Genomic DNA, 24,765 nt, shown 5'->3' with positions numbered 1-24,765 from the left:
TGCAAGGTACCTCGCAATGGCGTTTCTTATTATGTGATACTAATTACGACACGATTATTTGGCCGTCAACACCAAGGTTTTACTTTGTAAGCCATCGGCTGATGCAGTCAAAGTTATAGTACCGGCTTTTTCTTTAGCCTGAACAATAGCAAGTGCAAGGCCATGGAACGCCTTGCGATAATCTGCCTTGAACGGATCATGGCTAACAGGATCGCCGTTATCAACGCTTGCTATAAAGCCTTCGCCATTAATTTTAAAGTTTACTTTATTATCGGCATCGGGCACAACATTACCGTCTTTATCTAATATTTTCACGGTAACAAATGACAGGTCCTTACCATCAGCTTTAATTTGTGAACGGTCTGCTATCAGTTCAATTTTAGCAGGAGCGCCGGCGGTATGAATTTCGCGGGTTAAAACTGTTTTGCCATTTTTACGCGATACAGCCTTAAGCGTACCTGGTTCATATTTTACACGCCACATTACGTGCAGGTCGTCACCTTTTTTCTTTTGGATCCCTACCGATTTACCGTTCAGGTAAAGCTCAACTTCATCGGCATTGTTGTAATATGCCCAGATATCGATCATTTTACCCGACTCCCAGTTCCAATGAGGGAAAATATGCAGTACAGGTGTGTTTGTCCACTCGCTTTGATACATATAGTAAACATCCTTAGGGAAACCTGCCAGATCAATAATACCAAAGTATGAACTGCGCGACGGCCATGAATACGGCGTTGGTTCGCCAAGGTAATCAAAGCCTGTCCAGATGTACATTCCCGAAAGGAAATCATACTTTTTCATGATCTTCCAGGTCATTTCATGTGTTGAGCCCCAAGGTGGTCGGGTGTTATCATATGCCGAAACATTGTTGCCATCTCTTACAAAAGGTTTATCCCAGCTGGTAGGCCATACACGGATACTGTCTGATGGCATTTCATAATATCCCCTTGTTTCTAAGCCCGAGGTAGTTTCGGTGGCTATGAATTTTTTGCCTGGGTAACGGTCATGAAATTTGGCATAATCAAATTCGTGATAGTTATAACCAACCAGGTCGATAGCACCGGATTTAACGATCTTGTTGGTAGTATCCGGACGGTCATTTGCCGTAGTAAGCGGACGGGTTTTATCCAAACTGTGAACAATGGCCGCCAGCTCCGGAGCGATACGTAACGCGCTGCTATCTGCTTGTTGAGGGATCTCGTTACCGATGCTCCAGATCATAACGCTCGGGTGATTGCGGTCGCGTTTGATCTGATCTTCCAAATCACGTTTATGCCATTCTTTAAAAAACAGGTGATAATCGTAAGTAGCTTTTTTCCACTCCCAGCAATCAAATGCTTCATCCATCACAATAAAGCCCATTTTATCACAAAGGTCAAGCAGTTCGGGTGCCGGAGGATTGTGCGATGTACGGATGCCGTTGCAACCCATTGCTTTCAGCATTTGTAACTGACGCTCAAGGGCGCGGTTGTTTAAGGCCGATCCAAGGCTACCCAGATCATGGTGATCACATACGCCCAGGATCTTCATTGGTTTGCCATTCAGGCTGAAACCTTTATCCGCGTCAAAGTTAAAATAGCGGATGCCTATAGTTGTTGTATACTCGTCCAATACCGTTTTGCCTTCAAGCAGCTGGGTAACGGCTTTGTATAAGTAAGGGCGCTCTACCGACCAAAGTACCGGATTTTTAACTGTTAGTGTATTAGTTATTGTTAATGATGTGTCTTTACTTTGTGCGGCAGATAAAGCATCGCCACCCAATGATACCGGCTTACCGGCAGCATCATAAAGTTTGGTGCTTATCTGTAGTCCGGGTTTCGTTTGGTAATTATGTAATTGCACCTGCACATTTACTTTGGCAGAAGCACTGCTAACATCAGTTGTGGTTACATAAGTGCCCCAATGATCAATAGCGGTTTTATTAGTGGTAACCAGCCACACATTACGATAAATCCCCGATCCCGAATACCATCGTGAGTTTGGCTGTACCGAGTTATCAACCTTAACAGCAATAACATTATTACCACCGAAATTTAAGAAAGGCGTAAGTTCATACCTGAACGAGATATAACCGTTTGGCCTGAAGCCAAGGTGATGACCATTGATCCAAACATCACTTTTTTGATATACGCCATCAAAATCAATATAAACCAGTTTACCTTTTGATGAAGCCGGAACGGTAAATGTTTTACGGTACCAGCCTATACCACCGGGCAAAGCACCACCTTCGGGCGTGGCGGGGTTATCTTTTGAAAAGGTGCCCTCAATGCTCCAGTCATGCGGGAGGTTTAACGTGCGCCATTTGCTATCGTTAAGCGTTGTTTTTTCACCGTTTTCAACAGCGCCGAGATTAAAGCGCCAGCTTTTATCAAAATCAAGTTTCTGCCGGGTTTGGGCAAAAGGTTTCAGGGCGGCCAGCATCAGCATAGCAAGCAGGCACGCGCGCAGGTAAACCTTAGCACCATGGGGTTTTATTGATGACATAATATCAGTTTGGATTAATTGTATTTTCGACACTAAATTATAAATAATAGCCAAAAAGAAAAGGAATTAACACAAACATCTTGAATTTTCATTTCTTGCGGTTGGTGGTAGTGCCTACAGCGCCTTTAATCCATATTTAAATAACAAAAACGGCCCCGATTTTCATCGAGGCCGTTTTTGTTAATAAGTGTCTTTAATGAACCCTATCGGTTTTATATACCGCCAGCGGGCCATCTATAACATCAGTTATCTGCCGGCTGAATAACTGAAAATGTTCGCGCTTAACATGCTCATCAAGCCCTTCCTGACTGGCCCAGGTTTCATGGAAAATAAACTGGGTTTCGTCTGCTGTTGATTGATACAGTTCGTATTGTAAACAGGCTTCTTCCTGGCGGGATGCTGCTACCAGCTTATCCAAAAACTCTTTCATTTGGGCGGTAGTGCCGGCCTTACACTTCACTAAGGCTGTTAAGTAAATTTTCATGGTTTGGGTTGTTTTGAGTAAATAGATTATTTAAATGCTCCTGGTAGCGTTGCAGGTTTTCCTCGATATTAGCGTTTTTCATTACATCATAAAAGTGGATACTGTCTAATTGCTGCATGCCGGTAAAGGCGTTCATCCGGTGAAAACCAAACATTGGTCCTTCATCAACGCTGTGCTCATTAAAAAATTCACCAGGCAGCGTGAAAGCTGTAACCGGGGCATTCCATGAGGTGGTAAGCATATACTTTTTGCCGTGCATCAGCCCACCGGTTCCATAGTTAATACCCGGATTTTCGGCTGTACGACCATCGCTACGGTAAATACCGTTTTGGTAACCTGCGGTAAAAACCTCATCTATATATTTTTTTAAAGCATGCGGCACCTGGAACCACCAAACTGGAGTATGGTAAATAATGATATCGGCCCATTTATAGTTTTCTGCTTCCTGCATAGCATCGTACGCATGATTAACATCGGTTGAACGTACTTCAAAATCAGGATGTTCAGTAAAATATTGTACTGTGGTATCTAATAATGTTTTGTTAAACTTTCCGCCGGAGTGACCGAAGATCTGTCCGCCGTTTATTACAAATATATTCTTCATTTATTTTCGTGTTTTAATTCTTGTCAAAATTACGGCCCGATCATCTACTATTAAAATAGTATAATTTATACTTTTGTATTATAATTATAATAGATTAGCTATGGTTAATTTTGAATGGTTCCGCACATTTAAGGCGATATATGAAACCGGTTCGCTAACCGGGGCGGCCGAGGCCTTGTTTATCTCCCAGCCGGGGGTGAGTCTGCATTTAAGCTCATTGGAAAGTTATGTAGGCTATAAACTGTTTGATCGTACTTCGCGCAAAATGGTATCTACCGAACGAGGAAAGATCCTGTACAATTACATCCAGGAGTCTATCAGCAAATTGGAAGAAGCCGAGCGGCACTTCCACAAAAGCACCGAAAAGGATGTGCCCACCATAAGTATAGGGATGTGCTTTGAAACTTTTCAGTTTACGCTTGAATCCTATCTGCCTACGCTGCCTTTTAACGTCATCATCAAATTTGGCGAATACCCCGAAATGCTGGCCGACCTGGACGGCGGTATCCTTGATATGATTGTGACACCTCATAAGGGCGACTATAAAGGCCTGGAGTATAAACCGTTTTTTAAAGAACGGATAGTGGTGCTGGCCGGGGCACAAACCCCAACCGAAGAGTTTACCGAATTACTAAAAACTAAAAACCTCAACCAGATCCAAACCTGGCTTAAGGCACAAACCTGGTACGGTTCATCGGGCGATATGGAACATCTCCGACGCTTCTGGCATATCAACTTTGGCAAACGCCCCGATTTTAAGCCCAACTTTATTGTGCCTAACATGGGTTCCATTATCCGCTGCCTGAGCGATGGTAAAGGCATAGCGGTAATCCCCGACTTTCTTTCCAAAAAGGAACGCGATAGCGGCAATATCAAATTGCTTTGGGAAGGATATAATAAGATAGAAAATACACTGTATTTCGGTACACGCAAAAAATCCATCTACGCAGAACAGGTGGGCATGATCCAGGAGATTTTTGAACGGGAAATGGCGTAATGAGTTAAAAACTTAAATCATGTCAATTGCGAGGAACGAAGCAATCGCATACTATACAGGGTGGCCCTGCCTCCGTGCGGTTGCCACGCTTCGCTCGCAATGACATATTTTTTTATCGTTAAATGAGATGGCTGATCATACCGTTGGCGTTGCCGTAAAAATGCTGGTATAATATTTACGGTAGGCAAACAACAGAAATACTTGTAAAATTATAACGGCAGATCCAACGGGAATACCTGCCGGTGCCAAAATGGCATGAAACAGGAAAATATTAAGCGAAATAGGAAGCAGCACCAATACAAATAATGCGGTAAAGCGATTAATGAGCAGGAAAAAACCGCTTGTTATTTCTATTACCTTCATGTACTGAAAAAAATAGCCCGAACCAAACAATCCGCCGCTAAAAGCCTGTGCTTTATCTGTCATAGGCGGCTGGGCCATATGCAGGAACTGGAAAAAGAAGTTTAAACCAAACACCACGAAGATGAGGCCCAGCAAAAGACGGGCAATTAATGCTGCAATTTTCATAATTAATAGGTTTAATATAAGGTTAAACACTAAGTTTGGTAATTTAATTGACATATTCAAATCACCCTCATACCTAACCGTTTAAACAGGCATTACTTTTGACTAAACGGGATATATGAACATTCAAAAAATAACTTTCGGCAACGGTTGCTTTTGGTGCACCGAAGCCGTTTTCCAATCGCTTAAAGGTGTAACATCAGTAACTTCAGGCTATATGGGTGGTAAGGTTATAAACCCAACTTATGAGCAGGTTTGCACAGGCGCTACCGGCCACGCCGAAGTGATCCACCTGGAATATGATGCCGATGTGATTTCGTTTGATGAATTGTTGCTGGTTTTCTTTAAAACCCATAACCCAACAACGCTAAACCGTCAGGGCAATGATGTAGGCACACAATACCGTTCGGCTATTTTCTATTATAATGATGAGCAAAAACAGGCTTCAGAAGCAATGATCAAAACGCTTACTAACGAGCATGTTTTTGACGATCCTATTGTTACCGAAATAACCCCGGCAACTGAGTTTTACAGCGCCGAAGACTACCATCAGAATTATTTCAACGATAATCCTAACAAGTCATACTGCGCGTTTGTTATCCAGCCAAAACTCAATAAATTTGCCAAGGAGTTTAAGGATAAAATAAAACCGGAGTTGTTATAAGGTGACTTGTCATGTTGAGCTTGTTGAAGCATAGTGGGCAGGCCCCACCGCACGGGTCTTCGACAGGCTTTATATGACATAATAAAAAACGGGTGTGATGCTGAGCCAGTCGAAGCATAGCGGGTTGGGCCTCTGCGCGCGTCCTTCGACAAGCTCAGGATGACAATCCCTCCACACCGACAGCATTTTTAATCAACCATCATGAAAAAAAGCTATAGCTATTTACTTTCAGGTCTGTTATTATTCAGCGCCTGCTCATCAGTTAAAAAAACTACCGGTTCAAATACCAGTATTACTAATGACGGTAAAATTTGGGCTTCATTATGGCAACAACGTGCGGCAGAATACAAGGCATTGTGCTTCCAAGCTTATAATATAGCCAGGCTTAGGGTTGATGAGGGTATTAAAAATCCCGGCGATAAACCGCTGGCCATTGTCACCGACATTGACGAAACCTTACTGGATAACAGTCCTTATGATGCGCACCGCGCCCTGCAAAATTTAGATTACAGCGACGCCACCTGGAAACAGTGGACAGATAAAGCCATAGCCGATACCGTACCCGGTGCGCCTGCCTTTTTTAAATACGCGGCATCAAAAGGTATTACCATATTTTACATCACCAACCGTAACGAAAACGAGCGGGCAAGTACACTAAAAAATCTGCAATTGTATAACCTGCCTTTTGCCGACGATGAGCATTTACTACTGAAAACCACAACATCCAGTAAGGAAGCACGAAGACTTAATGTTTTAAAAACACATCGTATCCTGCTGCTTTGCGGCGACAACCTGCCCGATTTCGATATGCTGTATGATAACCATCCAGGGGAGGATAACAGGACAATAACCACCCAAAAGCTCCAAAAAGAATTTGGCAGCAGGTATATTGTTATTCCCAATCCATCGTACGGTGATTTTGAAGGTGCGTTGTTTCAATTCAATTACAAGCTTACCCCTGTCCAAAAAGATTCTGTTATCCGGGCTAAGATCAAATCTGATCAATAAGGCGGGGTTCATTTAAGGGTTGATGGGTGACAGCTATGGGGTTAGGTGGTATAACTTAGTTGGATGCAATTACGTATATTTACACAATTATACCTTCGGGGCTTAATTATTTTAGTCGGCTAAAAGCTTTTTACTTAGTTTAATAAAATAATTAAATGTTTGGATGGTGTCATAATGTTGTGGCAAAATGTGCATAAAACGCAAATAAATTGCAAATTTGCATACTGCATTATTCAGTTAACCCCCTGTTTAACTATGAGTGATAGAACTATTCTGGTTTGGTTTAGAAATGACTTGCGTATTCACGATAACGAAATTTTGTTAGAAGCTGTTCGCAAGGCTGATAAAGTACTGCCGGTTTATTGTTTCGATCCTTATTATTTTCAGCCCACATCAAGTGGCGCACCAAAAACAGGGAGCTTCAGGGCAAGGTTTTTATTGGAAGCCGTTGCCGATCTCCGGAAAAACTTACAGGGCTTTGGTGCCGAACTTATGATCCGCATTGGTAACCCTGCCGATGTGATCCCGCAGCTTGCCGAAGAATATCACGTAAATGAGGTTTACCATCACCGTGAAGTGGCTTATGAAGAAACCAACATTTCTGAAGAGGTTGAAGCGGCCCTGTGGAAAATGAGGCTTAACCTCAAGCATTTTATCGGCCATACCATGTACCATAAGGAAGATCTTCCTTTCCCGATAAAAGATATTCCCGACAGTTTCGCGGTTTTTAAAAAGAAAGTGGAGCGCGACAGCAATGTTCGTTCATGCGTGCCAACTCCTGATCATATCAGCGTTCCTGAAATTACAGATGCGGGTGAATTACCAACCTTGCAGCAGTTAGGCTTAACCGAGCCGGTTGATGACCCCCGTGCTGCCGAATATTTCCAGGGAGGTGAAACTGCCGCGCTGGTACAAATGCATAAGTACTTTTCGCAACTTGATATCGCTGTAAAACAAAAAAACGGTCGCAATGGTACCGAGTTTTCTTCAAAACTTTCTCCATGGCTTTCCATAGGCTGTATTTCGCCACGTCAGGTTTACTGGGAAATTCAGAAGTATGGCAGCAATGGTAACTTGTTAAAGCTTGAACTGCTTTGGCGCGATTATTTCAGGTTCATGTTTAAAAAGCACGGGCAAAAATTCATCAAAGCCAAAGATGAAGTGCAGGACCTCGCGCCCGATGCTGAGCTACTGCTCCAGAAATGGAAAAATGGCGAAACAGGCGTGCCGCTGATAGATGCCGCCATGCATGAGCTTAACGCTACCGGTTTTATCTGCAATCAAAACCGCCAGGTAGTTGCCGGCTATCTTGTAAATACCCTCAAGGCCGACTGGACCCAGGGCGCCGCTTACTTTGAAGAAAAGCTGATTGATTACTCGCCGGCCAGCAACTGGGGCAACTGGGCATTTATTGCCGGTGTTAATGATGCCAAAGAAAGCAAATACGCCATTGCCACCAAGCTTCCTAAAGAGCTTGAAGCCAAAACCGATTTTGTTAACACCTGGCAACCATCGTCTATAGATGAGGCAGGAGACCTGGTTAGCGCCTAAATATTATCCGCATCAAAATATTTTCTATCTAAAGCAAAACAACAAGCCATAATTTGAGTTTTCACCCCAAAAGATAAAATAAGCCTAATAGTGGTTAAATTTCTTTACAATTAATTATGAAGTATATAGGGGTATATGCTTACTTTTGTACCGTTTTAAAGACAATTTCACATGGATCGTCTCAATTATATAAATAGCGGAAACGCTGCCTACATATCTTCCCTATACGAACAGTACAAACAGGAACCGGAATCGGTTGATTACGGATGGCAAAAATTCTTTGAAGGATTTGATTTTGGTAAAGACACTGACGCCTCTGCCGCAATTGCGCCGTCTGCTGTTGGCGAAGCAACTCCTGAACATTTCTTAAAGGAGATCAACGTATTAAACATGATAGATGGTTATCGCTCGCGCGGGCATTTGTTTGCAAAAACAAACCCGGTTCGCGAACGCCGCCATTATTTCCCAGGCAAAGAGCTTGAAACTTTTGGTTTAAGCGATGCAGACCTTGACACCGTTTTTAACGCTGGTGTTGAAGTTGGTTTAGGCGCTGCCAAATTACGCGATATCCGCCAGTTGCTTGAGGATACTTACTGCCGTTCAATAGGTACGGAATATAAATACATCCGCAACCCTATTAAAATAAAATGGTTTGAAGAGCGGATGGAAAGCCGCCGCAATACACCTTCTTTCACACTTGATGAAAAGAAGGAAATGCTTAGCAAACTGAACGAAGCCGTAACTTTCGAAAACTTTTTAGGCACCAAATTCCTTGGTCAAAAACGTTTCTCGTTAGAAGGAGCGGAAGCGCTGATCCCTTCAATGGACTCGGTAATTAAAAAAGGTGCCGACTTGGGTATCGAAGAGTTCATCATTGGTATGGCGCACCGCGGTCGTTTGAACGTGTTGACCAATATCATGGAGAAAACCTATAAAGAGGTATTCTCTGAGTTTGAAGGTAAAAATTACGATTCTGAATCACCTTTTGGTGGTGACGTGAAATACCACTTAGGTTTTTCAACCGACGTACTTACCAAAAGCGGCAAAAAAGTTCACCTGAGCCTTTGCCCTAACCCATCGCACCTGGAGGCTGTTGATCCGGTTGTTGAGGGTATTACCCGTTCAAAAATCGACTTTAAATATGGCGGCGACCATTCAAAGATCGCTCCGATCCTGATCCATGGTGATGCTTCAATTGCCGGTCAGGGTATCGTATATGAAGTTTTACAAATGGAAAAACTGGATGGCTACCGCACTGGTGGTACCATTCACCTGGTTATCAACAACCAGATAGGTTTTACCACTAACTATAAAGACGCGCGTTCAAGTACTTACTGTACTGATGTTGCCAAAACTGTGCTTTCGCCGGTTTTCCACGTAAATGGTGACGATGTTGAAGCTTTGGCTTACGTTGTAAACCTGGCTATGGAATACAGGCAGGTATTTAATGAGGATGTTTTTATCGATATCCTTTGTTATCGCCGCTATGGCCACAATGAAGCTGATGAGCCTAAATTCACCCAGCCATTGTTGTACAAGGCCATCGATGCGCACCCTAACCCGCTTAAAATCTACAATCAGAAACTGATTGACGAAGGCAGCATTAATGCTGAGTACCTGAAAGGCATCGAAAAAGCCTTTAAAGATGAGTTACAGCAAAAACTCGACGAAGTAAAATCAGAAGAAAGGTTTACCGATACCATCGCCATGTTTGAAGGTGCCTGGAGCGGCCTGCACCTGGCAAGTCACAAAGAGTTAGTAAGAGCTGTTGATACTTCTGTAGCCGAAGAGGAGTTATTGGAAATAGGTAATAAACTAACTGTATTACCTCCTAATAAAGAGTTTTTCAAAAAGATTGAAAAGCTTTTTGAAGACCGCAGCGCCATGGTAAACAAAACCAAGGTATTTGACTGGGCTATGGGCGAGTTGCTTGCTTATGGAACTTTATTAAAAGAAGGTTATCCTATCAGGCTAAGCGGTGAAGACGTAAAACGTGGTACTTTCTCGCATCGCCATGCGGTATTAACGCTGGTTGATTCGGAAGATGAATTTACACCGCTTGCTGCCATTAATCCAGACGCTAAACTAAGCATCTATAACTCTTTATTATCTGAGTATGGTGTTTTAGGTTTTGAATATGGTTACGCGCTGGCAAACCCTAACGCTTTAACCATTTGGGAAGCCCAATTCGGCGACTTCTTTAACGGTGCGCAGATCATTGTTGACCAGTATATTGCCAGCGCCGAAACTAAATGGCAGCGTGGTAATGGTTTGGTAATGTTATTGCCTCACGGTTACGAAGGTCAGGGCCCCGAGCACTCATCTGCACGTGTTGAGCGTTTTATGGAGCTTTGTGCCGATGATAATATCCAGGTAGCTAACTGTACTACTCCTGCGAACTTCTTCCATATTTTGCGCAGGCAAATGCACCGCGATTTCCGCAAACCCCTGATCGTCTTTACACCCAAAAGCTTGCTGCGCAGTCCTAAATGCGTATCGCCAATTGAAGATTTTACTAATGGTAAATTCCACGAGCTGATTGATGATACTTATGTTGATCCTAAAAAGGTAAAACGTGTATTGCTATGTACCGGTAAGGTATACTATGATCTGTTAGATAAACAGCAAGCCGATAACCGCAAGGATGTAGCCATAGTACGTGTTGAGCAGCTTTACCCAACTCCGATTACCCAAATCCTGAAAGTTAAAGCCAAGTACGAAAAGGCAGAATTTATCTGGGTACAGGAAGAGCCTGAAAATATGGGTGCATGGCCTTACATTTGCCGCAAATTCCACAATGATAAATTGATTAACCTGAGCGTTATCTCAAGAATTGAAGGCAGCAGTACTGCAACCGGGTTTGCTAAACAGCACGCTGCTCAGCAGTTGTACATCGTGTCAAAAGCTTTTGAAGCACCTGCCGGTAAAACAGTTAAAGAATCAGTAAAAAAAACAACAAAGAAAATGGCTGATGCCGGTGCTGATTGATCAGTCAATAAGCATCCCGACATAGTCCATTAAAAAATATAAAATCTACAAACTACAATATGAGCTTAGCGATTAAGGTGCCTACCGTAGGCGAATCAATTACTGAAGTAACCCTTGCAAGCTGGAAAAAGAAAGACGGAGACCATGTAGAAATGGACGAAGTTATTGCCGAGCTGGAATCAGACAAGGCTACTTTTGAGCTTACTGCCGAAAAAGCCGGTACTTTAAAAATCGTTGCCAATGAAGGCGATGTATTAGCCATTGGCGCTGTTGTGGCCAATATTGAAGATGGTGGCGCAGAAGCTGCTGCTCCGGCTGCACAACCACAGCCAGAAGTTGTAGCCAATGCACCTGCTCCTGCACCAGTTGCCGCCGAGCCTGTCGCTGCTGCCCCTGCTCCATCAGGTGCATCAGTTGAAATTAAAGTACCTCCGGTTGGTGAATCTATCACAGAGGTTACTTTATCACGCTGGATCAAAAAAGACGGTGAAGCGGTTGCTATGGATGAAGCTATTGCCGAACTGGAATCAGATAAAGCTACATTTGAACTTACTGCAGAAAAAGCAGGTACATTAAAAACTATTGCTAAAGAAGGTGATGTATTGCCTATTGATGCCGTAGTTTGTACTATTGAAGGCGCAGGCGCTTCTGCTCCTGCAGCTACCCCGGTTACTCCTGCAGTAGTTAGCGCTGCTGATGAATCACCTCGTGGTGGTGCAGCTGCCGAAAGTGCTAAAACTTACGCATCTGGTACACCGTCACCTGCTGCCGCTAAAATATTAGCCGAAAAAGGCGTTGATCCAAAATCAGTATCAGGTTCGGGCGTTGACGGCCGTATTACTAAAGGCGATGCCCTTGGTGCGCAGGCTCCTGCAGCCAAACCAGCTGCTCCTGCGGCTCAACCTGCTGCTGCCGCTCCGGTTGCAACGTCTACTGGTGGTGCCAGGGACGAAAAACGTGAGAAAATGACCTCGCTGCGCAAAACCGTTGCTAAACGTTTGGTATCGGTTAAAAATGAAACGGCTATGCTTACTACCTTTAACGAGGTGGATATGCAGCCCATCATGGAATTGCGCGCTAAGTACAAAGATAAATTCAAAGAGAAACACAATGTGGGCTTAGGCTTCATGTCGTTCTTCACCAAAGCGGTTACAGAAGCTTTGAAAGACTGGCCTGCTGTTGGTGCACGCATTGAAGGGGAAGAGATTGTTTATAGCAACTTTGCTGATATCTCTATCGCTGTTTCTGCCCCTAAAGGTTTGGTTGTACCGGTTATCCGTAATGCCGATAGCATGAGCCTTGCCGAAATTGAAAAGGCCATTGTGGTACTTGCAGGTAAAGCCCGCGAAAACAAACTGACCATCCCTGAAATGACAGGCGGTACATTCACCATTACTAACGGTGGTGTGTTTGGTTCAATGTTGTCTACACCTATCATCAATGCCCCGCAATCGGCCATTTTAGGTATGCACAACATTATTGAGCGCCCGGTAGCTGTAAACGGACAGGTAGTTATCCGCCCAATGATGTATCTCGCTCTGTCATATGATCACCGCATCATTGATGGTCGCGAGTCAGTAAGCTTTCTGGTAAGGGTTAAACAATTATTGGAAGATCCTGCAAGGTTACTGTTAGGTGTTTAACGTAACTTTCAACAGACATAAACAACAAAGCCCGGCGAAAACGTCGGGCTTTGTTGTTTTAATATACTCCTTGTTATTGGAAACAAAAAAGCTCCCGATGGTTAACCGGGAGCCCTTCATTTATTTACTTAGTGATCAGGTTGTATAACTCATCAAGCTTAGGGGTAAGCACGATCTCTATTCGCCTGTTCTTCGCACGGGCTTCGTCAGTAGCAGTAGCATCTATCGGCTGAAACTCGCTCTTACCTGTCGCGGTAAGCCTGTGCGGATCAACACCTTCTGTTTCGGTCAGGTAGCGGGTTACCGAAGTAGCACGTAAAACACTCAGGTCCCAGTTATCTTTGATCTGGCCAAGGTTCTTCACTTTCTTATCATCGGTATGGCCTTCTACTGCCATATTGATATCAGCTTCCTTATTAACTACCGCGGCAAGCTGTTTCAATGCTGCCTTTCCTTTATCATCAATAATAATACTTCCGGAAGGAAACAGTAACTTATCGGCTAATGACACATAAACCTTGCCATTTCTGATATCTACGGTTAAACCGCTTTGTTGAAAGCCTAATAATGCCTTCTGCAATTTATCTTTAAGCGCATTGGTAGCCTCGTCTCGTTTCTTTAAAATGTCTTCTACCTCTTTTAAACGCGCTTCACGTTTTTTCAGATCAGCTTCCAGTTTATAGGCCTGAGCAGCTAATTCATTAGCTTTTGACGATGTGGCATCAAGGTTACTGTTCAGTACACTATTGTTTTTACGCAGATCGTTAAGCTGCCTGTGCAGGCGCGCCGTATCTGATTGTAGTTGCGCAACCTGTCCTTCTAAATTTGATGTACGTGTGGCTAATGAATCGCGTTCGGCAACAAGTGTTTTGTATGCTTTTGGCGACATGACCTTACATGAGTACATTGTTACACACAGAGCAGCGGCTAAAATGCTATATCTAATTTTCATAGTACATTGGGGTTTAAATATATTATTACGCAAGCGCGTTCTTCAAAAACACATTAAGCGGATGGATCCTGCTGCACATATCTATGATAATTTTCTCCGATCCGGCCTGAGTTAAGTCCTTATCCGTAAGCTTATGCCAACCCACAAAGCTTTTAAGCTTTATCAGGTCGAGATTTTCATTATCGGCCTCGTAACCCTTCGGCAGCGATTTTAATTGCTCCTGTGCCCTAAAATCGCCAAAGAGCTTAACAAACTCCTTGTCATCTATGATCTTTTTCAAATCCGCCGCGTTATAATCAATTTCCTGGCGAATAGCTTTCAAATGCGGAGCCTCAGGCATCCAGTATCCGCCGCCAATAAATGAATTGCCGGGCTGGATATGCAGGTAGTACTCAACCCCGCCGCCCTTTAAGCCGGACGTTGGTAAACTTACCCCAAAATTATTCTTATAAGGCGCTTTATTTTTACTGAAGCGGATATCGCGGTAGATACGCATCACGCACTTTTTGGCATCAAGGTTTTCATCCATGCCCGCTTCAATTTTACGAACACCCTCAAGCACGGTTGTTGTAAAATCAATTACATTTTCGCGGGCTTTTTCGTAACGCTCTTTATTGGCGGCAAACCATTCGCGACTGTTATGCTCCGCGAGATCTTTTAAAAAATCAAGACTTTCCTGGTATATCATCAGTATCTAAATAGCTTTGGTAATGTATCTTGGGTGATAACCAATACAACAAAAACACCCGCGAATATCTGAAATTTACCGGAGCAAGCGCGAAGCAGCCTAAAATTATAGTACCAAGATACAACCAGGGCGAATCCTGGTTATGGGTTAAAAGATAGGTAAGCCAGGCTATCCCTAAAGCCTCGCCAACATTTAACGCGTAACTCACATACATGGCGGCGTAAAAGTAACCCGGTTCTATCTCAAAGAAAAGGTCACAATGCGGGCAATTAAGATTTATTTTATTGGAGAAACTGTAAGGGCTATCCTTAAACATATCGCCCCGCCTGCAGCGGGGGCATTTACATTTAAGCATAGCCCATGACTTTGGTGTTTGAGACACGTGGAAGTATCTTATAAGATTATGACAGCGCCCATTATAGGGTCGCGTTCTCTTTATTAATTCAGATTGAGTTTTTCGGGGCGCATTTCAAGCTTAACATCTTTACGACGGTATTTTTTATACCAGATGTAGCCGCCTAATGCAACTGCAAAGTAAGGCGCACCCAATAAAAACAGGATGCCATTATTTAATCCCCTTGTTTTTGAGCTACCGCTTTGCGCGTTGGTTTCAACTGTTGCTGCACATTGCGCACACTGGGCTTTTACCGGCTCGCGGGCAATCAACATAAGGCCAAGGGCCATTACAAAAAGGATAACTTTAAAACCTTGTTTCATAGGTGCAAATTTAACTAATTATAAATTAAAAATGATAAAACGGACGGATCATTAAGTAAACCACAACACCACTTGCAGTAACGTATAACCATATCGGGAATGCCCAGCGTACCAGCTTACGGTGTTTTTCAACCTGCATTTGCAAGCCACGGTGAAAACTCATCAATATTAACGGTAAAACGGCTGCGGCAAGTACAATATGGGGCCATAAAATGACTAAGTAAACTGTTCGCAACCAACCAACTGAAGCCCTTTCTGCTTCTGACAATTTTCCGTCGCCATTGATATCACCATAAATAATTTCATTCCGCATCAGGTAATGAAACAGGATATACGATACCAGGAAAAGCGAAGACAAGCAGAAGGTAACAATGTTAAGGCGCTTGTGTAAGGTTATATTACCTTGTTTAATCTGATAAAGCGATAAAAGCAGCAACAGCGTACAGGTGCCATTGAGCATCGCGTTAAGCATTGGCAAATACGGAGTAAACGCGGGGGCAACTGCCGGACCGGGAATAAGGTGCCTGTTTAATAAAACAACAACAGCAATTACAAATATGGTAACACCCGCAACAAAGCGGATTATAAATTTATCACTCATAGTCAATTAATATAGGGCCTTATCAACTTTACGAAGCTCTTCGGCAATAAGCACTTTAATCTCATCGTTAAGGCGGTTAACCTCGGGGGTTACAGCGGCCTTGTAGTATCCTCTGATGCGATGTTCCTGATCAATCAGCACGAAGTCATCACTATAAACAAAGTCGTTACCGGCTCTTGCAGCGTTAACAAAAAGGCCATTGCGTGCAAAGCTGTAAACAGATGAGGTATCACCGCTGCACATCAGCCAGCGGTTTGATTCGGGCTTAAAGGTTTGCAAGTATTTATTTAGTACCTCCTGCGTGTCATGCTCTGGATCAACAGTGATGGTCAGAAAATAAACCATCTTGTTTTTATAGTACGTTCCTACCAGCCAACTCATGTTTTTATTGATGGTTTGACAAACAGTTGGGCAGTTGGCGTAAAAGAAGTTTACTACAAAGATCTTTCCTTTTAGGGTAGATAAGGTAACCGGTTTACCTTCCTGGTCGGTAAGTTTAAAATCAGGAATGGTGTGGTAAATGGTATCCGGGATATATTTGCCGTGATACTTATGGCCGGTTTTGGCAACCTCCTTGGGGCCGAAAACAGCGAGAGGTTTATACCTGTTTTTACCCTTTGCGGTAAGTAAATAATATAAAAATCCTGGTACTGCTAAGATGAGCACCAGGATCATAATCTTTTTTAAGATGGAAGCCTTGTTCATTAGAACCTTAAGTCAACCCAGTGGTGGCTTTCGTTTGTAAGTACCAGGATTAAACCGATTATAAATATAATTGGGATTACTAAAGAAAGGATCAACCCCATTTTTTCAAACTTCAAGTGCATAAAGTATGCAACTATATAAAATGCTTTAAACAAAGTTAAAACAATGTATACAGGGTTAGCATATTTCAAAAGTTCGGGGTGACTTGGAACTATAGCAAGCGCAATGATAAACTCAATACAAGTAATAAAGGTTAATATACCGGCTACCTGCCATATACGCTTTTTGCTCATTGATTCGTGCTCACCATCGTGGTGAACTTCGTGCGATTCTGCTGACATATGTAAATGTTTTAAACTAAGTAAAAGAATGTAAATACGAATACCCAAACAAGGTCTACAAAGTGCCAGTATAAACCAACTTTTTCAACCATTAAATAACTGCCGCGTTTTTCGTATGTGCCCATCAACACGTTAACCGTGATGATAATGTTAATAATAACACCCGTAAATACGTGGAAACCGTGGAATCCTGTGATGGTAAAGAACAGGTTAGCAAACTCCTGAGAAGTCATATGCTGCACAGCCTCGGTACCACCCGTGAATAACTTTTTAAGCTCTTCTGCAGGAGGAACACTTCCCCACCAGAAACCTTCATGATGTAAATGGCCCCACTCCAAAGCCTGGCAGCCAAGGAACATTAAACCACCAATAACTGTAGCTATCATCCAACCTACCACTTCGCTTTTTGCGTTACGGTGACCAGCCTCAACAGCTAATACCATGGTAACAGAGCTTGCGATGAGGATGAAGGTCATTAAACCCACAAACACCAGTGGTGCACCGTGATCAACTAATCCCGGTACTGATTGAAAAACCTTATCAGCACCTGGCCATACGCTTGCACTGAAACGTAATGAACCATAAGCTATCAATAATGATGAAAAGGTGAACGCATCCGAAAGGAGGAAAAACCACATCATTATTTTTCCGTACTCCACGTTGAACGGGGATCTTCCTCCCGACCAGGGCGAAGTTTTTACTTCGTCAATTTGTGAAACTGTTGTACTCATCTGTACTAATCTATGGGTGTATTAATTATGATTCAAAAGTAAAAAAACATACAGATAAATCCATATAATATCGAGAAAATGCCAGAAAATGGAGGTTAATTCCATCTTAAACATATTCCGTACCTGTGGGATATTACGGTATGTACCTATAAGCGTATTTATTAACAATAACAGCGCGGCAAAAATGTGCACCAAATGCGCGCCTACAAAAACGTAAACAAACGAACGTGAAGCATTAGGATCAACAAAATAGATCTGCATTTTGTAGGTTAACACGTAGCAGGCATAGATCTGTAAGGCAAAAAATGCCAAACCTAAGCCCAACGTGATCCATAAATACAGCTTCTGCTTATCAAACTGCAATGCTTTTGCAGCCCTCGAGGCCAAAAACAACGTACCGCTGCTTAATACAATAACAATAGTGCTATACAAAAACGACTGAGGCATGATCACGTTTAAACCGTGGCCACTACCACCGGCATAAACAATAAAACCACTGGTAAATGCTGCAAAAAGCATAAACGATGTGAATATGAAAATCCACATGTTAAACTTTTTGGCACCCAGGTTAAGCCTGTCGTTATCTTGTTCCATCCTTGCCATCATCTCACTTAACTATAAAATCTACTAAAAACATTATCTGAACTACCGGCAGGTAAAAAAACGAGCCGAACATTAATTTGCGGGCCTCGGGTATTTGCCTGGTATGCAACAGCATAAATGACTGGTACAAAAATATAAGGCTGCATATCAGCGATACGCCCCCTACCCAGTAACCTCCGTAACCATAAATGGTTGGCAGCAAGCTCACAGGTACTAATACAATGGCAAATATAAACGTAATTACCGCACTTGTTAAATCTCTTTTACCCGATGGTAGCAACCTAAAACCGGCCAGCTTATAATCGTCATCCAGAACCCATGCAATAGCCCAGAAATGAACAAATTGCCAGATAAACTGGATCGAAAATAAAATTATCGCGATCTCATCGATCCTTCCGTGTACCTGCGCGGCCACATAACCAATAAGTGGAGGCAAAGCACCGGGAATAGCGCCAACAAAAACCGCTATGGGCGATTTACGCTTTAACGGTGTATAAGCAAACGCGTATAATAATATCGAGAATACTGATAATAATCCTGTTAACAGGTTTAAACTGCCAAGCAGGTAAGTACCAGCCATGCCCATACCTAAACCCAACACCAATGCCTGACCGGTAGTCATTTTACCGGAAGGAATCGGGCGGTCCATGGTGCGCTTCATCAGCTTATCAAGATCCTTTTCGATGATCTCGTTAAAAGCATTAGCAGCTGATGTAACCAGGAAACCACCAATGATAAGTTTTACCCAATCAATCCAAACGATATGACCGTTTGCACGGCTTCCGATTAAAAATGATATTGATGCCGAAAACACCACCAACGAGGTGAGCCTCGTTTTAATTAGTTTTGAAAAATCAGCCCATTTCATCTGCTTACCTCCCTACCCTTAACACCTTGAAATAAATTCAAAAGCAAATAAAACTGTGCCCCAAATATTAAACTCGCCAGTACAATATGTGCGGCCTGGGCAACCGGCGGCAAAGCGAGGTATGATAATAAGATCCCGGTTACTATCTGTAGCGTGATCATTAAAAATGTAAAGCTCATCAACTGTTGTTGAATAGAATGCCTGTTAAAGCCCTTACGGATCAAAACAAATAAAGCCACGTTAAGCACCAATACCAGGATAGCGATATCCCTGTGATGCTGAAATATCTCGCCGGCGTTAGTAATCCAATCTTTGCGGTAACCGCCCTGAAAATGGTTAGCAACCGCGTCTATCTTCTCCCTAACTTCAGTACCGAAAGCGATCTGCAGGATACTTACAAAAACTGCTGCAAGTGTTATGATGTAAACCAAAGGCGTTGAACCCGCAGTTTTCTTTCCGGAGATCTTCGCAACGTGGTAAGTGTAAATACAAATCGCTAAAATGGCCAGGGCTAAAAGCATATGTACAGTAACTATCCAGGCTACTAAATTGGTAGATACTACAATTGAACCCAACCAGGCCTGAAATCCAACCAAAACAAGATTGAATATGCTCAGGATAGCTATCCTCTTATCTGTTTTCCAATAGCTAAAAGAAAATACCACCGAAAGCAACAGGAAGAAGCCGGATAACGCACCAACTAAACGATTTATATATTCAGTCCAGGTTTTACCTGCATTAAAATCTTCAGGAACAAGGATAGAACGGTCTTCGCGGATACGTTTAGCCAAGTCGCTGTAGCCAAACACATCAAGTGTTTTAGCAAAACGCTGGTTCTTCTCCAGGCGTTTGGCAACATATTTTTGCTTGTAATCTTTTGGGAGATCGCTTATATCGGTAGGTGGGATATACCTTCCGAAACATTTTGGCCAGTCGGGACAACCCATACCTGAACCCGAGCTACGTACAACACCACCGGCAAGAATCAAAACAAACAGCAGAACAATGGTTGTAATATTGATCTTTTGAAACCTATTTTTTGCGGCTGTGCTCATCTAAAATATTTCTAAAAATTTAGGGTACCTGCCAAGCCGGAAGTTCCAAGCAATAAGTTCTCAGTTGTTAAACCTCGTACTTAAAACTTCCGACTTAAGACTTAACTGGTACCCTAAAAGATCAGATAAGTATTAAAATTATTTTACTTGTTCGTTTGCTTTCAGCGTACTTGTAAACTTGTTCAGTTCTTCTAAACCTGCAGGATTATCTTCAAAATCGTGAGGCTGGTTCGAGCTCATTGTTTGCGAGTAAGGAACAGTTTGTGGGATATAATCCTCTTCTGCACCTGGTTTGCTGTAGTCATATGGCCAACGGTAAACAGTTGGGATTTCACCTGGCCAGTTGCCATGCAGGTGCTCAACAGGAGTAGTCCACTCTAAAGTATTTGACTCCCATGGGTTTTGAGTTGCTTTCTGTCCTTTGAAGATTGATACAAAGAAGTTGTAAAGGAAACCAAACTGTGTAAGCGCGGCGATAATAGCAGCCCAGGTAACAAAGGTATTGATGGTTAACCATTTTTGCATTGAAGCAAATTCGGTGAAGGCATAGTACCTACGTGGCACACCGTCAAGACCCATAAAGTGCATTGGGAAGAATACCAGGTAAGCACAGATAAATGTTAACCAGAAGTGCAGGTAACCTAATTTCTCGTCCATCATACGGCCGAACATTTTAGGGAACCAGTGGTAAACACCTGCAAGCATACCAAATATAGCAGCAGAACCCATTACGAGGTGAAAGTGAGCAACTACGAAATAAGTATCATGTAAGTTGATATCCAAAGCAGCGTTACCCAGGAAGATACCTGTTAAACCACCAGAGATGAAGAACGACACCATACCGATAGCGAACAACATAGCAGGCGTAAACCTGATGTTACCACGCCAAAGTGTAGCTAACCAGTTGAATGTTTTTACAGCCGATGGTACAGCGATGATCAGCGTAGTGATCATGAACACACCACCAAGGAACGGGTTCATACCGGTAACAAACATGTGGTGGCCCCATACGATGAACGATAATACAGTGATACCGATCAAAGAGTAAACCATCGCATGGTAACCAAAGATAGGTTTGCGTGAGTTTACCGACATTATCTCAGATGAGATACCCATCGCAGGCATAATTACGATATATACTTCCGGGTGACCTAAGAACCAGAATAAGTGCTGGAACAGGATCGGGCTACCACCTTCAAATGGTTGCTGTACGCCGTTCAATACGATATCAGATAAATAGAAGCTTGTACCAACGCTACGGTCAAATATCAACAATACAACACCGGCAACTAAAACCGGGAATGCAAGGATACCTAAGATAGCTGTAAGGAATAATGCCCAGATAGTTAAAGGCATTTTCCAAAGGTCCATACCTTTTGTACGCATGTTTAATACAGTACTTACGTAGTTGATACCACCCATTAATGATGATGCTACGAACAATACCATACTAATTAACCAAAGGGTCATACCTTCACCAGAGCCTGGCATCGCTTTAGGCAATGCAGATAACGGCGGGTAAATTGTCCAGCCACCACTGGCAGGGCCTTTTTGTACAAAGAATGATGACAACATGATAACGCTGGCTAAAAAGAAGAACCAGTATGAAAGCATGTTCATGAAAGGCGAAGCCATATCACGTGCACCTACCTGCAATGGAATTAATAAGTTGGCAAAAGTACCGCTCAAGCCGGCAGTTAATACGAAGAATACCATGATGGTACCGTGAATGGTAACCAAAGCCAGGTAAAAATCGGGGCTGATACGACCGTTAGGAGCAAAACGACCTAACAGGGTAGTTAACAGCGGGAATGTTTTATCAGGGTAAGCAAGTTGGATCCTAAACAGGATTGACAAAATCATTGCGATAACCGCCATAGTAATACCTGTGATCAGGAATTGCTTGGCAATCATCTTGTGGTCCATGCTAAATACATATTTAGACAGGAATGATTGGTCATGGTGATGTTCGTGACCGTGTTCGTCGTGGTGTGTTCCTGCGTGGTCGTGAACTGCTAATGTTGACATATCTATCTTTCTTATCTTTATTAATTATTTAACGCTATCCTATTTGTTGAAGCACCGCTCTGCTCGCTGTTTGCTGCTGCAAAATGAAGCTCTTTTCTTAAAGCGTCATTCAGGTAAGGCTTTTGCCTTGACAGCCATGACTGATATTCGGCTTCGGTAACAACACGTACAACTTTTTGCATGTTGTAGTGGCTTCCACCGCATATTTTGTTGCAGTAAAGGGTATATTCAAATTTAGGATCGTCCAATTTAGTCCGCATTTGAGCGGTAGTAATAGTTGGGGTAAATTTAAAGAAGGTTGGCAAACCAGGTACAGCGTTCAATTGAACTCTGAAGTGAGGCATGTAAACACTATGGATCACGTCCTGAGCAAGGATATTCAACCTGATTGATTTATTAACCGGCAGATACATAGTATCAACCTTTAAATCATCAAAGCTGCTTTTCTTTTTGAAGTTAACACCCAGGTTATTTGCACCTGTAACCAAACGGAAATCTTTAGGGCCCAATACACCATCTTTACCAGGGTAACGTAGTTCCCATGCAAACTGGTGACCGGTTACGTCGATGTTGATATCATCCTTAAGGTTCTCGCTGTTCATGATCTTCTGCCAGGTAAAGAAACCAAATACTACCAGGATGGTAAGAACGATAGCCGGAGCAATTGTCCAAACTTTCTCGATGGTGTTATTGTGAGGCAGGAAGTGCGCACGACGTTTATCAGAATGACGGTACCGGAACAGGAATGTAAACAGCAAGATCTGGGTAACGAAAAATACTATCATCGTTAAAACAGTAGTGACGGTAAACATCTCATCTATTTTAACACCGTGAGCTGATGCAGCTTCTGGCAAAGTCATGCTGCCTTGTTCAGTAAATGACCAGTAAGAACCATAAAGACCAGCAAGAAGGAAGATGATACAGATCACCGCCATAATGTTGTTCCATTTGATACCTTTTTTACCCTGCATTTTCAGGGTAAGGTCATATATCTTAAGGATTTTGCCAACAATAGCAATACCTAAACAGATCAGGAAAAATATAGCTACATAATATGCTACCCCGGTCCAGTCAACCTTAGGGGCTTCCTCCTGTGCCGCACCTGCGGCCGCAGTTTGCGCCATCAGCAGGTTTGTGCCCAGGAGCATAAACGCAGCGAAGAACGATAGTAATTTTTTAGAATTTATTAGTTTTCTGAATCCCATTTTAGTAAGCTGTTTGGTATTCTGTATTTTGGTGCAAATGTAATAATTATTATATGTGATGATGAAGGCTTTCCTGCAAGAACGGGTGTTTTTTAGGAACAAGCGACTTGAACTTGGTTAAAGCAGTCATCGCTGTGAAAGTAAATAAACCACCGAAACCTACGAATACGCCTATCTCAATCGGGCCAATTTCAGTTAACCATGATGAAGTTGGGCCAACTGTACCAGGCATGATCATCATAAAGTAATCTAACCAGTGACCAACGATCAGGATGATACACATAATCTCAACTGTACGATAGATACGTTTAGAGTCACGTGACATCAACACCAATAACGGAGTAAGGAAGTTAACAACAATGTTAATCCAGAACCATGGTTTAAACTCTGGCTCCCAACGTTTAAAGAAGTAAACAGTTTCTTCAGGCATGTTAGCATAGTAGATCAGCAAGAACTGAGCAAACCATACGTAAGTCCAGAAGATAGAGAAACCGAAGATGAACTTGGTTAAGCTATGCATGTGATCTTCACTAACCCATTCAAAATAACCGATACGTTTCAACCTGATCAATGTAAGGGTGATAACCGATAAACCGCTTACCCACATGGCAGCAAAGTTATACCAGCCAAACATGGTTGAAAACCACTCAGCTTCTAATGACATAATAGTATCAAAAGCGTAGATAGGAGTAGTAAAACCAAAGATCACCAGGAACAGACATGACATGTTAAAGCTCTTTTTGTAGTAGAACATACCGCCCAAATCGTCTTCAGCTTCTGAATATTTAGCTAATAAACGACCGAATATGCAATATGAACCAAGGAAACAGATCAAACGGATCACAAATCCTACTTTGTTCATGTAACCTGCTTTACCAGCGATGATAGCATTATAGTTTTCGCTGTGAGGATCAGTAACGCCAACAGCAGCCCAAATTTTATATAAGTAAGGGGCAACAACCTGCTTACCTTCCTCGTTGGTTACTGTATGTGTTAATGAAAACCCTGCAATTACTACCAAAATAAGGGTAACTGCCGCAATCGGCAAAACTTTACCGAAAGCCTGAGGGATCCTGATCATTGATGCAGACCAACCTGCCTGAGCTGCATATTGTACGGCGCAAAAGAAAATACCGCACATACAAACCGCTGCAAAGTAGTAGGTCATCAGCAATAGGTTGGCAAAAGTACGCTCGGCTTGACCAAGCGCAAAGCCACCAAGTATGGCAACCAAACCAATCACGATGCATATCAAGCTCCATGTTTTGGCTTTGCCGACAAATTCGTATTGCCCGTCAAAATTATTATGAGTCTTCATTA

Annotated in this window: 24 protein-coding genes; 6 read left to right on the top strand and 18 right to left on the bottom strand. The window is 42.7% G+C overall.

Annotated elements, in window-relative coordinates; all coding sequences use genetic code 11:
• Positions 1–54: 54 nt before the first annotated feature.
• From galB to DUL71_RS21380, 3 genes are all read right to left on the bottom strand, one after another.
• The gene (gene galB / locus DUL71_RS21390; protein ID WP_208645625.1) at positions 55–2,487 is read right to left on the bottom strand and encodes a beta-galactosidase GalB; all 2,433 of its coding nucleotides are present in this window, start codon (positions 2,485–2,487) and stop codon (positions 55–57) included.
• Between the two features lie 193 nt (positions 2,488–2,680).
• Entirely contained in the window at positions 2,681–2,971 is a 291-nt protein-coding gene (locus tag DUL71_RS21385; RefSeq protein ID WP_114939980.1) for a putative quinol monooxygenase, read from the bottom strand.
• Positions 2,937–3,575: an NAD(P)H-dependent oxidoreductase gene (locus DUL71_RS21380; protein ID WP_112574549.1), complete on the bottom strand. Its 639-nt coding sequence runs from the start codon at positions 3,573–3,575 to the stop codon at positions 2,937–2,939. The genes DUL71_RS21385 and DUL71_RS21380 overlap by 35 nt, the downstream gene beginning before the upstream one ends.
• A gap of 100 nt (positions 3,576–3,675) precedes the next feature.
• Here DUL71_RS21380 and DUL71_RS21375 point away from each other — a divergent pair, with 100 nt between their 5' ends.
• Positions 3,676–4,572 carry a LysR family transcriptional regulator gene (locus tag DUL71_RS21375; RefSeq protein ID WP_114939979.1) on the top strand — a complete coding sequence of 299 codons (897 nt, stop codon included), beginning with the start codon at positions 3,676–3,678 and terminating at the stop codon, positions 4,570–4,572.
• A gap of 135 nt (positions 4,573–4,707) precedes the next feature.
• Here DUL71_RS21375 and DUL71_RS21370 read toward each other — a convergent pair whose 3' ends face one another.
• On the bottom strand, positions 4,708–5,100 hold the full coding sequence (locus DUL71_RS21370; protein WP_161964480.1) for a DoxX family membrane protein: 393 nt from the start codon (positions 5,098–5,100) through the stop codon (positions 4,708–4,710).
• Positions 5,101–5,215: 115 nt separating this feature from the next.
• Here DUL71_RS21370 and msrA point away from each other — a divergent pair, with 115 nt between their 5' ends.
• The 5 genes from msrA to odhB all read left to right on the top strand — a co-directional run bounded on the left by msrA (position 5,216) and on the right by odhB (position 12,951).
• Positions 5,216–5,761 carry a peptide-methionine (S)-S-oxide reductase MsrA gene (gene msrA, locus DUL71_RS21365; protein ID WP_114939977.1) on the top strand — a complete coding sequence of 182 codons (546 nt, stop codon included), beginning with the start codon at positions 5,216–5,218 and terminating at the stop codon, positions 5,759–5,761.
• 201 nt (positions 5,762–5,962) lie between these two features.
• Positions 5,963–6,769: a 5'-nucleotidase, lipoprotein e(P4) family gene (locus tag DUL71_RS21360; protein ID WP_208645624.1), complete on the top strand. Its 807-nt coding sequence runs from the start codon at positions 5,963–5,965 to the stop codon at positions 6,767–6,769.
• Positions 6,770–7,024: 255 nt separating this feature from the next.
• Entirely contained in the window at positions 7,025–8,320 is a 1,296-nt protein-coding gene (locus DUL71_RS21355) for a DASH family cryptochrome (protein ID WP_114939975.1), read from the top strand.
• A 171-nt stretch (positions 8,321–8,491) separates the two neighbouring features.
• Positions 8,492–11,308, top strand: a complete 2,817-nt coding sequence (locus tag DUL71_RS21350) for a 2-oxoglutarate dehydrogenase E1 component (RefSeq protein WP_114939974.1) — start codon at positions 8,492–8,494, stop codon at positions 11,306–11,308.
• Between the two features lie 59 nt (positions 11,309–11,367).
• A complete protein-coding gene (gene odhB, locus DUL71_RS21345; RefSeq protein WP_114939973.1) occupies positions 11,368–12,951 on the top strand; it encodes a 2-oxoglutarate dehydrogenase complex dihydrolipoyllysine-residue succinyltransferase in 1,584 nt (527 codons plus the stop codon).
• A 124-nt stretch (positions 12,952–13,075) separates the two neighbouring features.
• Here odhB and DUL71_RS21340 read toward each other — a convergent pair whose 3' ends face one another.
• The 14 genes from DUL71_RS21340 to DUL71_RS21275 form a co-directional block, all read right to left on the bottom strand.
• Positions 13,076–13,903 carry an OmpA family protein gene (locus DUL71_RS21340; protein ID WP_244228809.1) on the bottom strand — a complete coding sequence of 276 codons (828 nt, stop codon included), beginning with the start codon at positions 13,901–13,903 and terminating at the stop codon, positions 13,076–13,078.
• Between the two features lie 25 nt (positions 13,904–13,928).
• A complete protein-coding gene (locus DUL71_RS21335) occupies positions 13,929–14,591 on the bottom strand; it encodes a DUF2461 domain-containing protein (RefSeq protein ID WP_114939971.1) in 663 nt (220 codons plus the stop codon).
• Positions 14,569–14,946, bottom strand: coding sequence for a DUF983 domain-containing protein (locus DUL71_RS21330; protein ID WP_114939970.1), 378 nt, complete (start codon positions 14,944–14,946; stop codon positions 14,569–14,571). The genes DUL71_RS21335 and DUL71_RS21330 overlap by 23 nt, the downstream gene beginning before the upstream one ends.
• An 83-nt stretch (positions 14,947–15,029) precedes the next feature.
• Positions 15,030–15,308 (bottom strand): hypothetical protein, encoded by a 279-nt coding sequence (locus DUL71_RS21325; protein WP_112574705.1) that lies wholly within the window; start codon positions 15,306–15,308, stop codon positions 15,030–15,032.
• Positions 15,309–15,333: 25 nt separating this feature from the next.
• A complete protein-coding gene (locus DUL71_RS21320) occupies positions 15,334–15,909 on the bottom strand; it encodes a DUF420 domain-containing protein (RefSeq protein WP_114939969.1) in 576 nt (191 codons plus the stop codon).
• Positions 15,910–15,915: 6 nt separating this feature from the next.
• Positions 15,916–16,614 carry an SCO family protein gene (locus tag DUL71_RS21315; protein WP_114939968.1) on the bottom strand — a complete coding sequence of 233 codons (699 nt, stop codon included), beginning with the start codon at positions 16,612–16,614 and terminating at the stop codon, positions 15,916–15,918.
• The gene (locus tag DUL71_RS21310; RefSeq protein WP_112574708.1) at positions 16,614–16,955 is read right to left on the bottom strand and encodes a cytochrome C oxidase subunit IV family protein; all 342 of its coding nucleotides are present in this window, start codon (positions 16,953–16,955) and stop codon (positions 16,614–16,616) included. The genes DUL71_RS21315 and DUL71_RS21310 overlap by 1 nt, the downstream gene beginning before the upstream one ends.
• An 11-nt stretch (positions 16,956–16,966) precedes the next feature.
• Complete coding sequence (locus DUL71_RS21305) at positions 16,967–17,686, bottom strand: cytochrome c oxidase subunit 3 (protein WP_114939967.1); 720 nt, start codon at positions 17,684–17,686, stop codon at positions 16,967–16,969.
• Positions 17,687–17,707: 21 nt separating this feature from the next.
• Positions 17,708–18,280, bottom strand: a complete 573-nt coding sequence (locus DUL71_RS21300) for a cytochrome c oxidase subunit 3 (protein WP_317127560.1) — start codon at positions 18,278–18,280, stop codon at positions 17,708–17,710.
• A gap of 13 nt (positions 18,281–18,293) precedes the next feature.
• On the bottom strand, positions 18,294–19,157 hold the full coding sequence (gene cyoE / locus DUL71_RS21295) for a heme o synthase (protein ID WP_114939966.1): 864 nt from the start codon (positions 19,155–19,157) through the stop codon (positions 18,294–18,296).
• Positions 19,154–20,212 (bottom strand): COX15/CtaA family protein, encoded by a 1,059-nt coding sequence (locus tag DUL71_RS21290; RefSeq protein WP_114939965.1) that lies wholly within the window; start codon positions 20,210–20,212, stop codon positions 19,154–19,156. Before DUL71_RS21290 ends, cyoE begins: the two co-directional genes overlap by 4 nt.
• A 138-nt stretch (positions 20,213–20,350) precedes the next feature.
• Positions 20,351–22,240, bottom strand: a complete 1,890-nt coding sequence (locus DUL71_RS21285; protein ID WP_199232914.1) for a cytochrome c oxidase subunit I — start codon at positions 22,238–22,240, stop codon at positions 20,351–20,353.
• Positions 22,241–22,260: 20 nt separating this feature from the next.
• On the bottom strand, positions 22,261–23,445 hold the full coding sequence (locus DUL71_RS21280) for a cytochrome c oxidase subunit II (RefSeq protein ID WP_223818082.1): 1,185 nt from the start codon (positions 23,443–23,445) through the stop codon (positions 22,261–22,263).
• 49 nt (positions 23,446–23,494) lie between these two features.
• The gene (locus DUL71_RS21275; protein ID WP_114939964.1) at positions 23,495–24,763 is read right to left on the bottom strand and encodes a quinol:cytochrome C oxidoreductase; all 1,269 of its coding nucleotides are present in this window, start codon (positions 24,761–24,763) and stop codon (positions 23,495–23,497) included.
• Positions 24,764–24,765 lie beyond the last annotated feature (2 nt).

The sequence above is a fragment of the Mucilaginibacter endophyticus genome (genome assembly GCF_003351025.1).
GTDB lineage: Bacteria > Bacteroidota > Bacteroidia > Sphingobacteriales > Sphingobacteriaceae > Mucilaginibacter > Mucilaginibacter endophyticus.
Note: the sequence above shows the minus strand (reverse complement) of the source record. Positions and strands in the feature narration are given on the sequence as shown.

Excerpts from the sequence above, each read along its gene's own strand:
- DUL71_RS21335 (WP_114939971.1), bottom strand. The coding sequence starts at position 14,591 with ATGATATACCAGGAAAGTCTTGATTTTTTAAAAGATCTCGCGGAGCAT.
- odhB (WP_114939973.1), top strand. The coding sequence starts at position 11,368 with ATGAGCTTAGCGATTAAGGTGCCTACCGTAGGCGAATCAATTACTGAA.
- DUL71_RS21285 (WP_199232914.1), bottom strand. The coding sequence starts at position 22,240 with ATGTCAACATTAGCAGTTCACGACCACGCAGGAACACACCACGACGAA.
- DUL71_RS21275 (WP_114939964.1), bottom strand. The coding sequence starts at position 24,763 with ATGAAGACTCATAATAATTTTGACGGGCAATACGAATTTGTCGGCAAA.
- DUL71_RS21385 (WP_114939980.1), bottom strand. The coding sequence starts at position 2,971 with ATGAAAATTTACTTAACAGCCTTAGTGAAGTGTAAGGCCGGCACTACC.
- cyoE (WP_114939966.1), bottom strand. The coding sequence starts at position 19,157 with ATGAAATGGGCTGATTTTTCAAAACTAATTAAAACGAGGCTCACCTCG.
- DUL71_RS21370 (WP_161964480.1), bottom strand. The coding sequence starts at position 5,100 with ATGAAAATTGCAGCATTAATTGCCCGTCTTTTGCTGGGCCTCATCTTC.
- DUL71_RS21310 (WP_112574708.1), bottom strand. The coding sequence starts at position 16,955 with ATGTCAGCAGAATCGCACGAAGTTCACCACGATGGTGAGCACGAATCA.
- DUL71_RS21360 (WP_208645624.1), top strand. The coding sequence starts at position 5,963 with ATGAAAAAAAGCTATAGCTATTTACTTTCAGGTCTGTTATTATTCAGC.
- DUL71_RS21375 (WP_114939979.1), top strand. The coding sequence starts at position 3,676 with ATGGTTAATTTTGAATGGTTCCGCACATTTAAGGCGATATATGAAACC.
- DUL71_RS21355 (WP_114939975.1), top strand. The coding sequence starts at position 7,025 with ATGAGTGATAGAACTATTCTGGTTTGGTTTAGAAATGACTTGCGTATT.
- DUL71_RS21350 (WP_114939974.1), top strand. The coding sequence starts at position 8,492 with ATGGATCGTCTCAATTATATAAATAGCGGAAACGCTGCCTACATATCT.
- DUL71_RS21315 (WP_114939968.1), bottom strand. The coding sequence starts at position 16,614 with ATGAACAAGGCTTCCATCTTAAAAAAGATTATGATCCTGGTGCTCATC.
- DUL71_RS21380 (WP_112574549.1), bottom strand. The coding sequence starts at position 3,575 with ATGAAGAATATATTTGTAATAAACGGCGGACAGATCTTCGGTCACTCC.
- DUL71_RS21290 (WP_114939965.1), bottom strand. The coding sequence starts at position 20,212 with ATGAGCACAGCCGCAAAAAATAGGTTTCAAAAGATCAATATTACAACC.
- DUL71_RS21305 (WP_114939967.1), bottom strand. The coding sequence starts at position 17,686 with ATGAGTACAACAGTTTCACAAATTGACGAAGTAAAAACTTCGCCCTGG.
- DUL71_RS21320 (WP_114939969.1), bottom strand. The coding sequence starts at position 15,909 with ATGAGTGATAAATTTATAATCCGCTTTGTTGCGGGTGTTACCATATTT.
- DUL71_RS21300 (WP_317127560.1), bottom strand. The coding sequence starts at position 18,280 with ATGGAACAAGATAACGACAGGCTTAACCTGGGTGCCAAAAAGTTTAAC.
- DUL71_RS21280 (WP_223818082.1), bottom strand. The coding sequence starts at position 23,445 with ATGGGATTCAGAAAACTAATAAATTCTAAAAAATTACTATCGTTCTTC.
- DUL71_RS21325 (WP_112574705.1), bottom strand. The coding sequence starts at position 15,308 with ATGAAACAAGGTTTTAAAGTTATCCTTTTTGTAATGGCCCTTGGCCTT.
- galB (WP_208645625.1), bottom strand. The coding sequence starts at position 2,487 with ATGTCATCAATAAAACCCCATGGTGCTAAGGTTTACCTGCGCGCGTGC.
- msrA (WP_114939977.1), top strand. The coding sequence starts at position 5,216 with ATGAACATTCAAAAAATAACTTTCGGCAACGGTTGCTTTTGGTGCACC.
- DUL71_RS21330 (WP_114939970.1), bottom strand. The coding sequence starts at position 14,946 with ATGCTTAAATGTAAATGCCCCCGCTGCAGGCGGGGCGATATGTTTAAG.
- DUL71_RS21340 (WP_244228809.1), bottom strand. The coding sequence starts at position 13,903 with ATGAAAATTAGATATAGCATTTTAGCCGCTGCTCTGTGTGTAACAATG.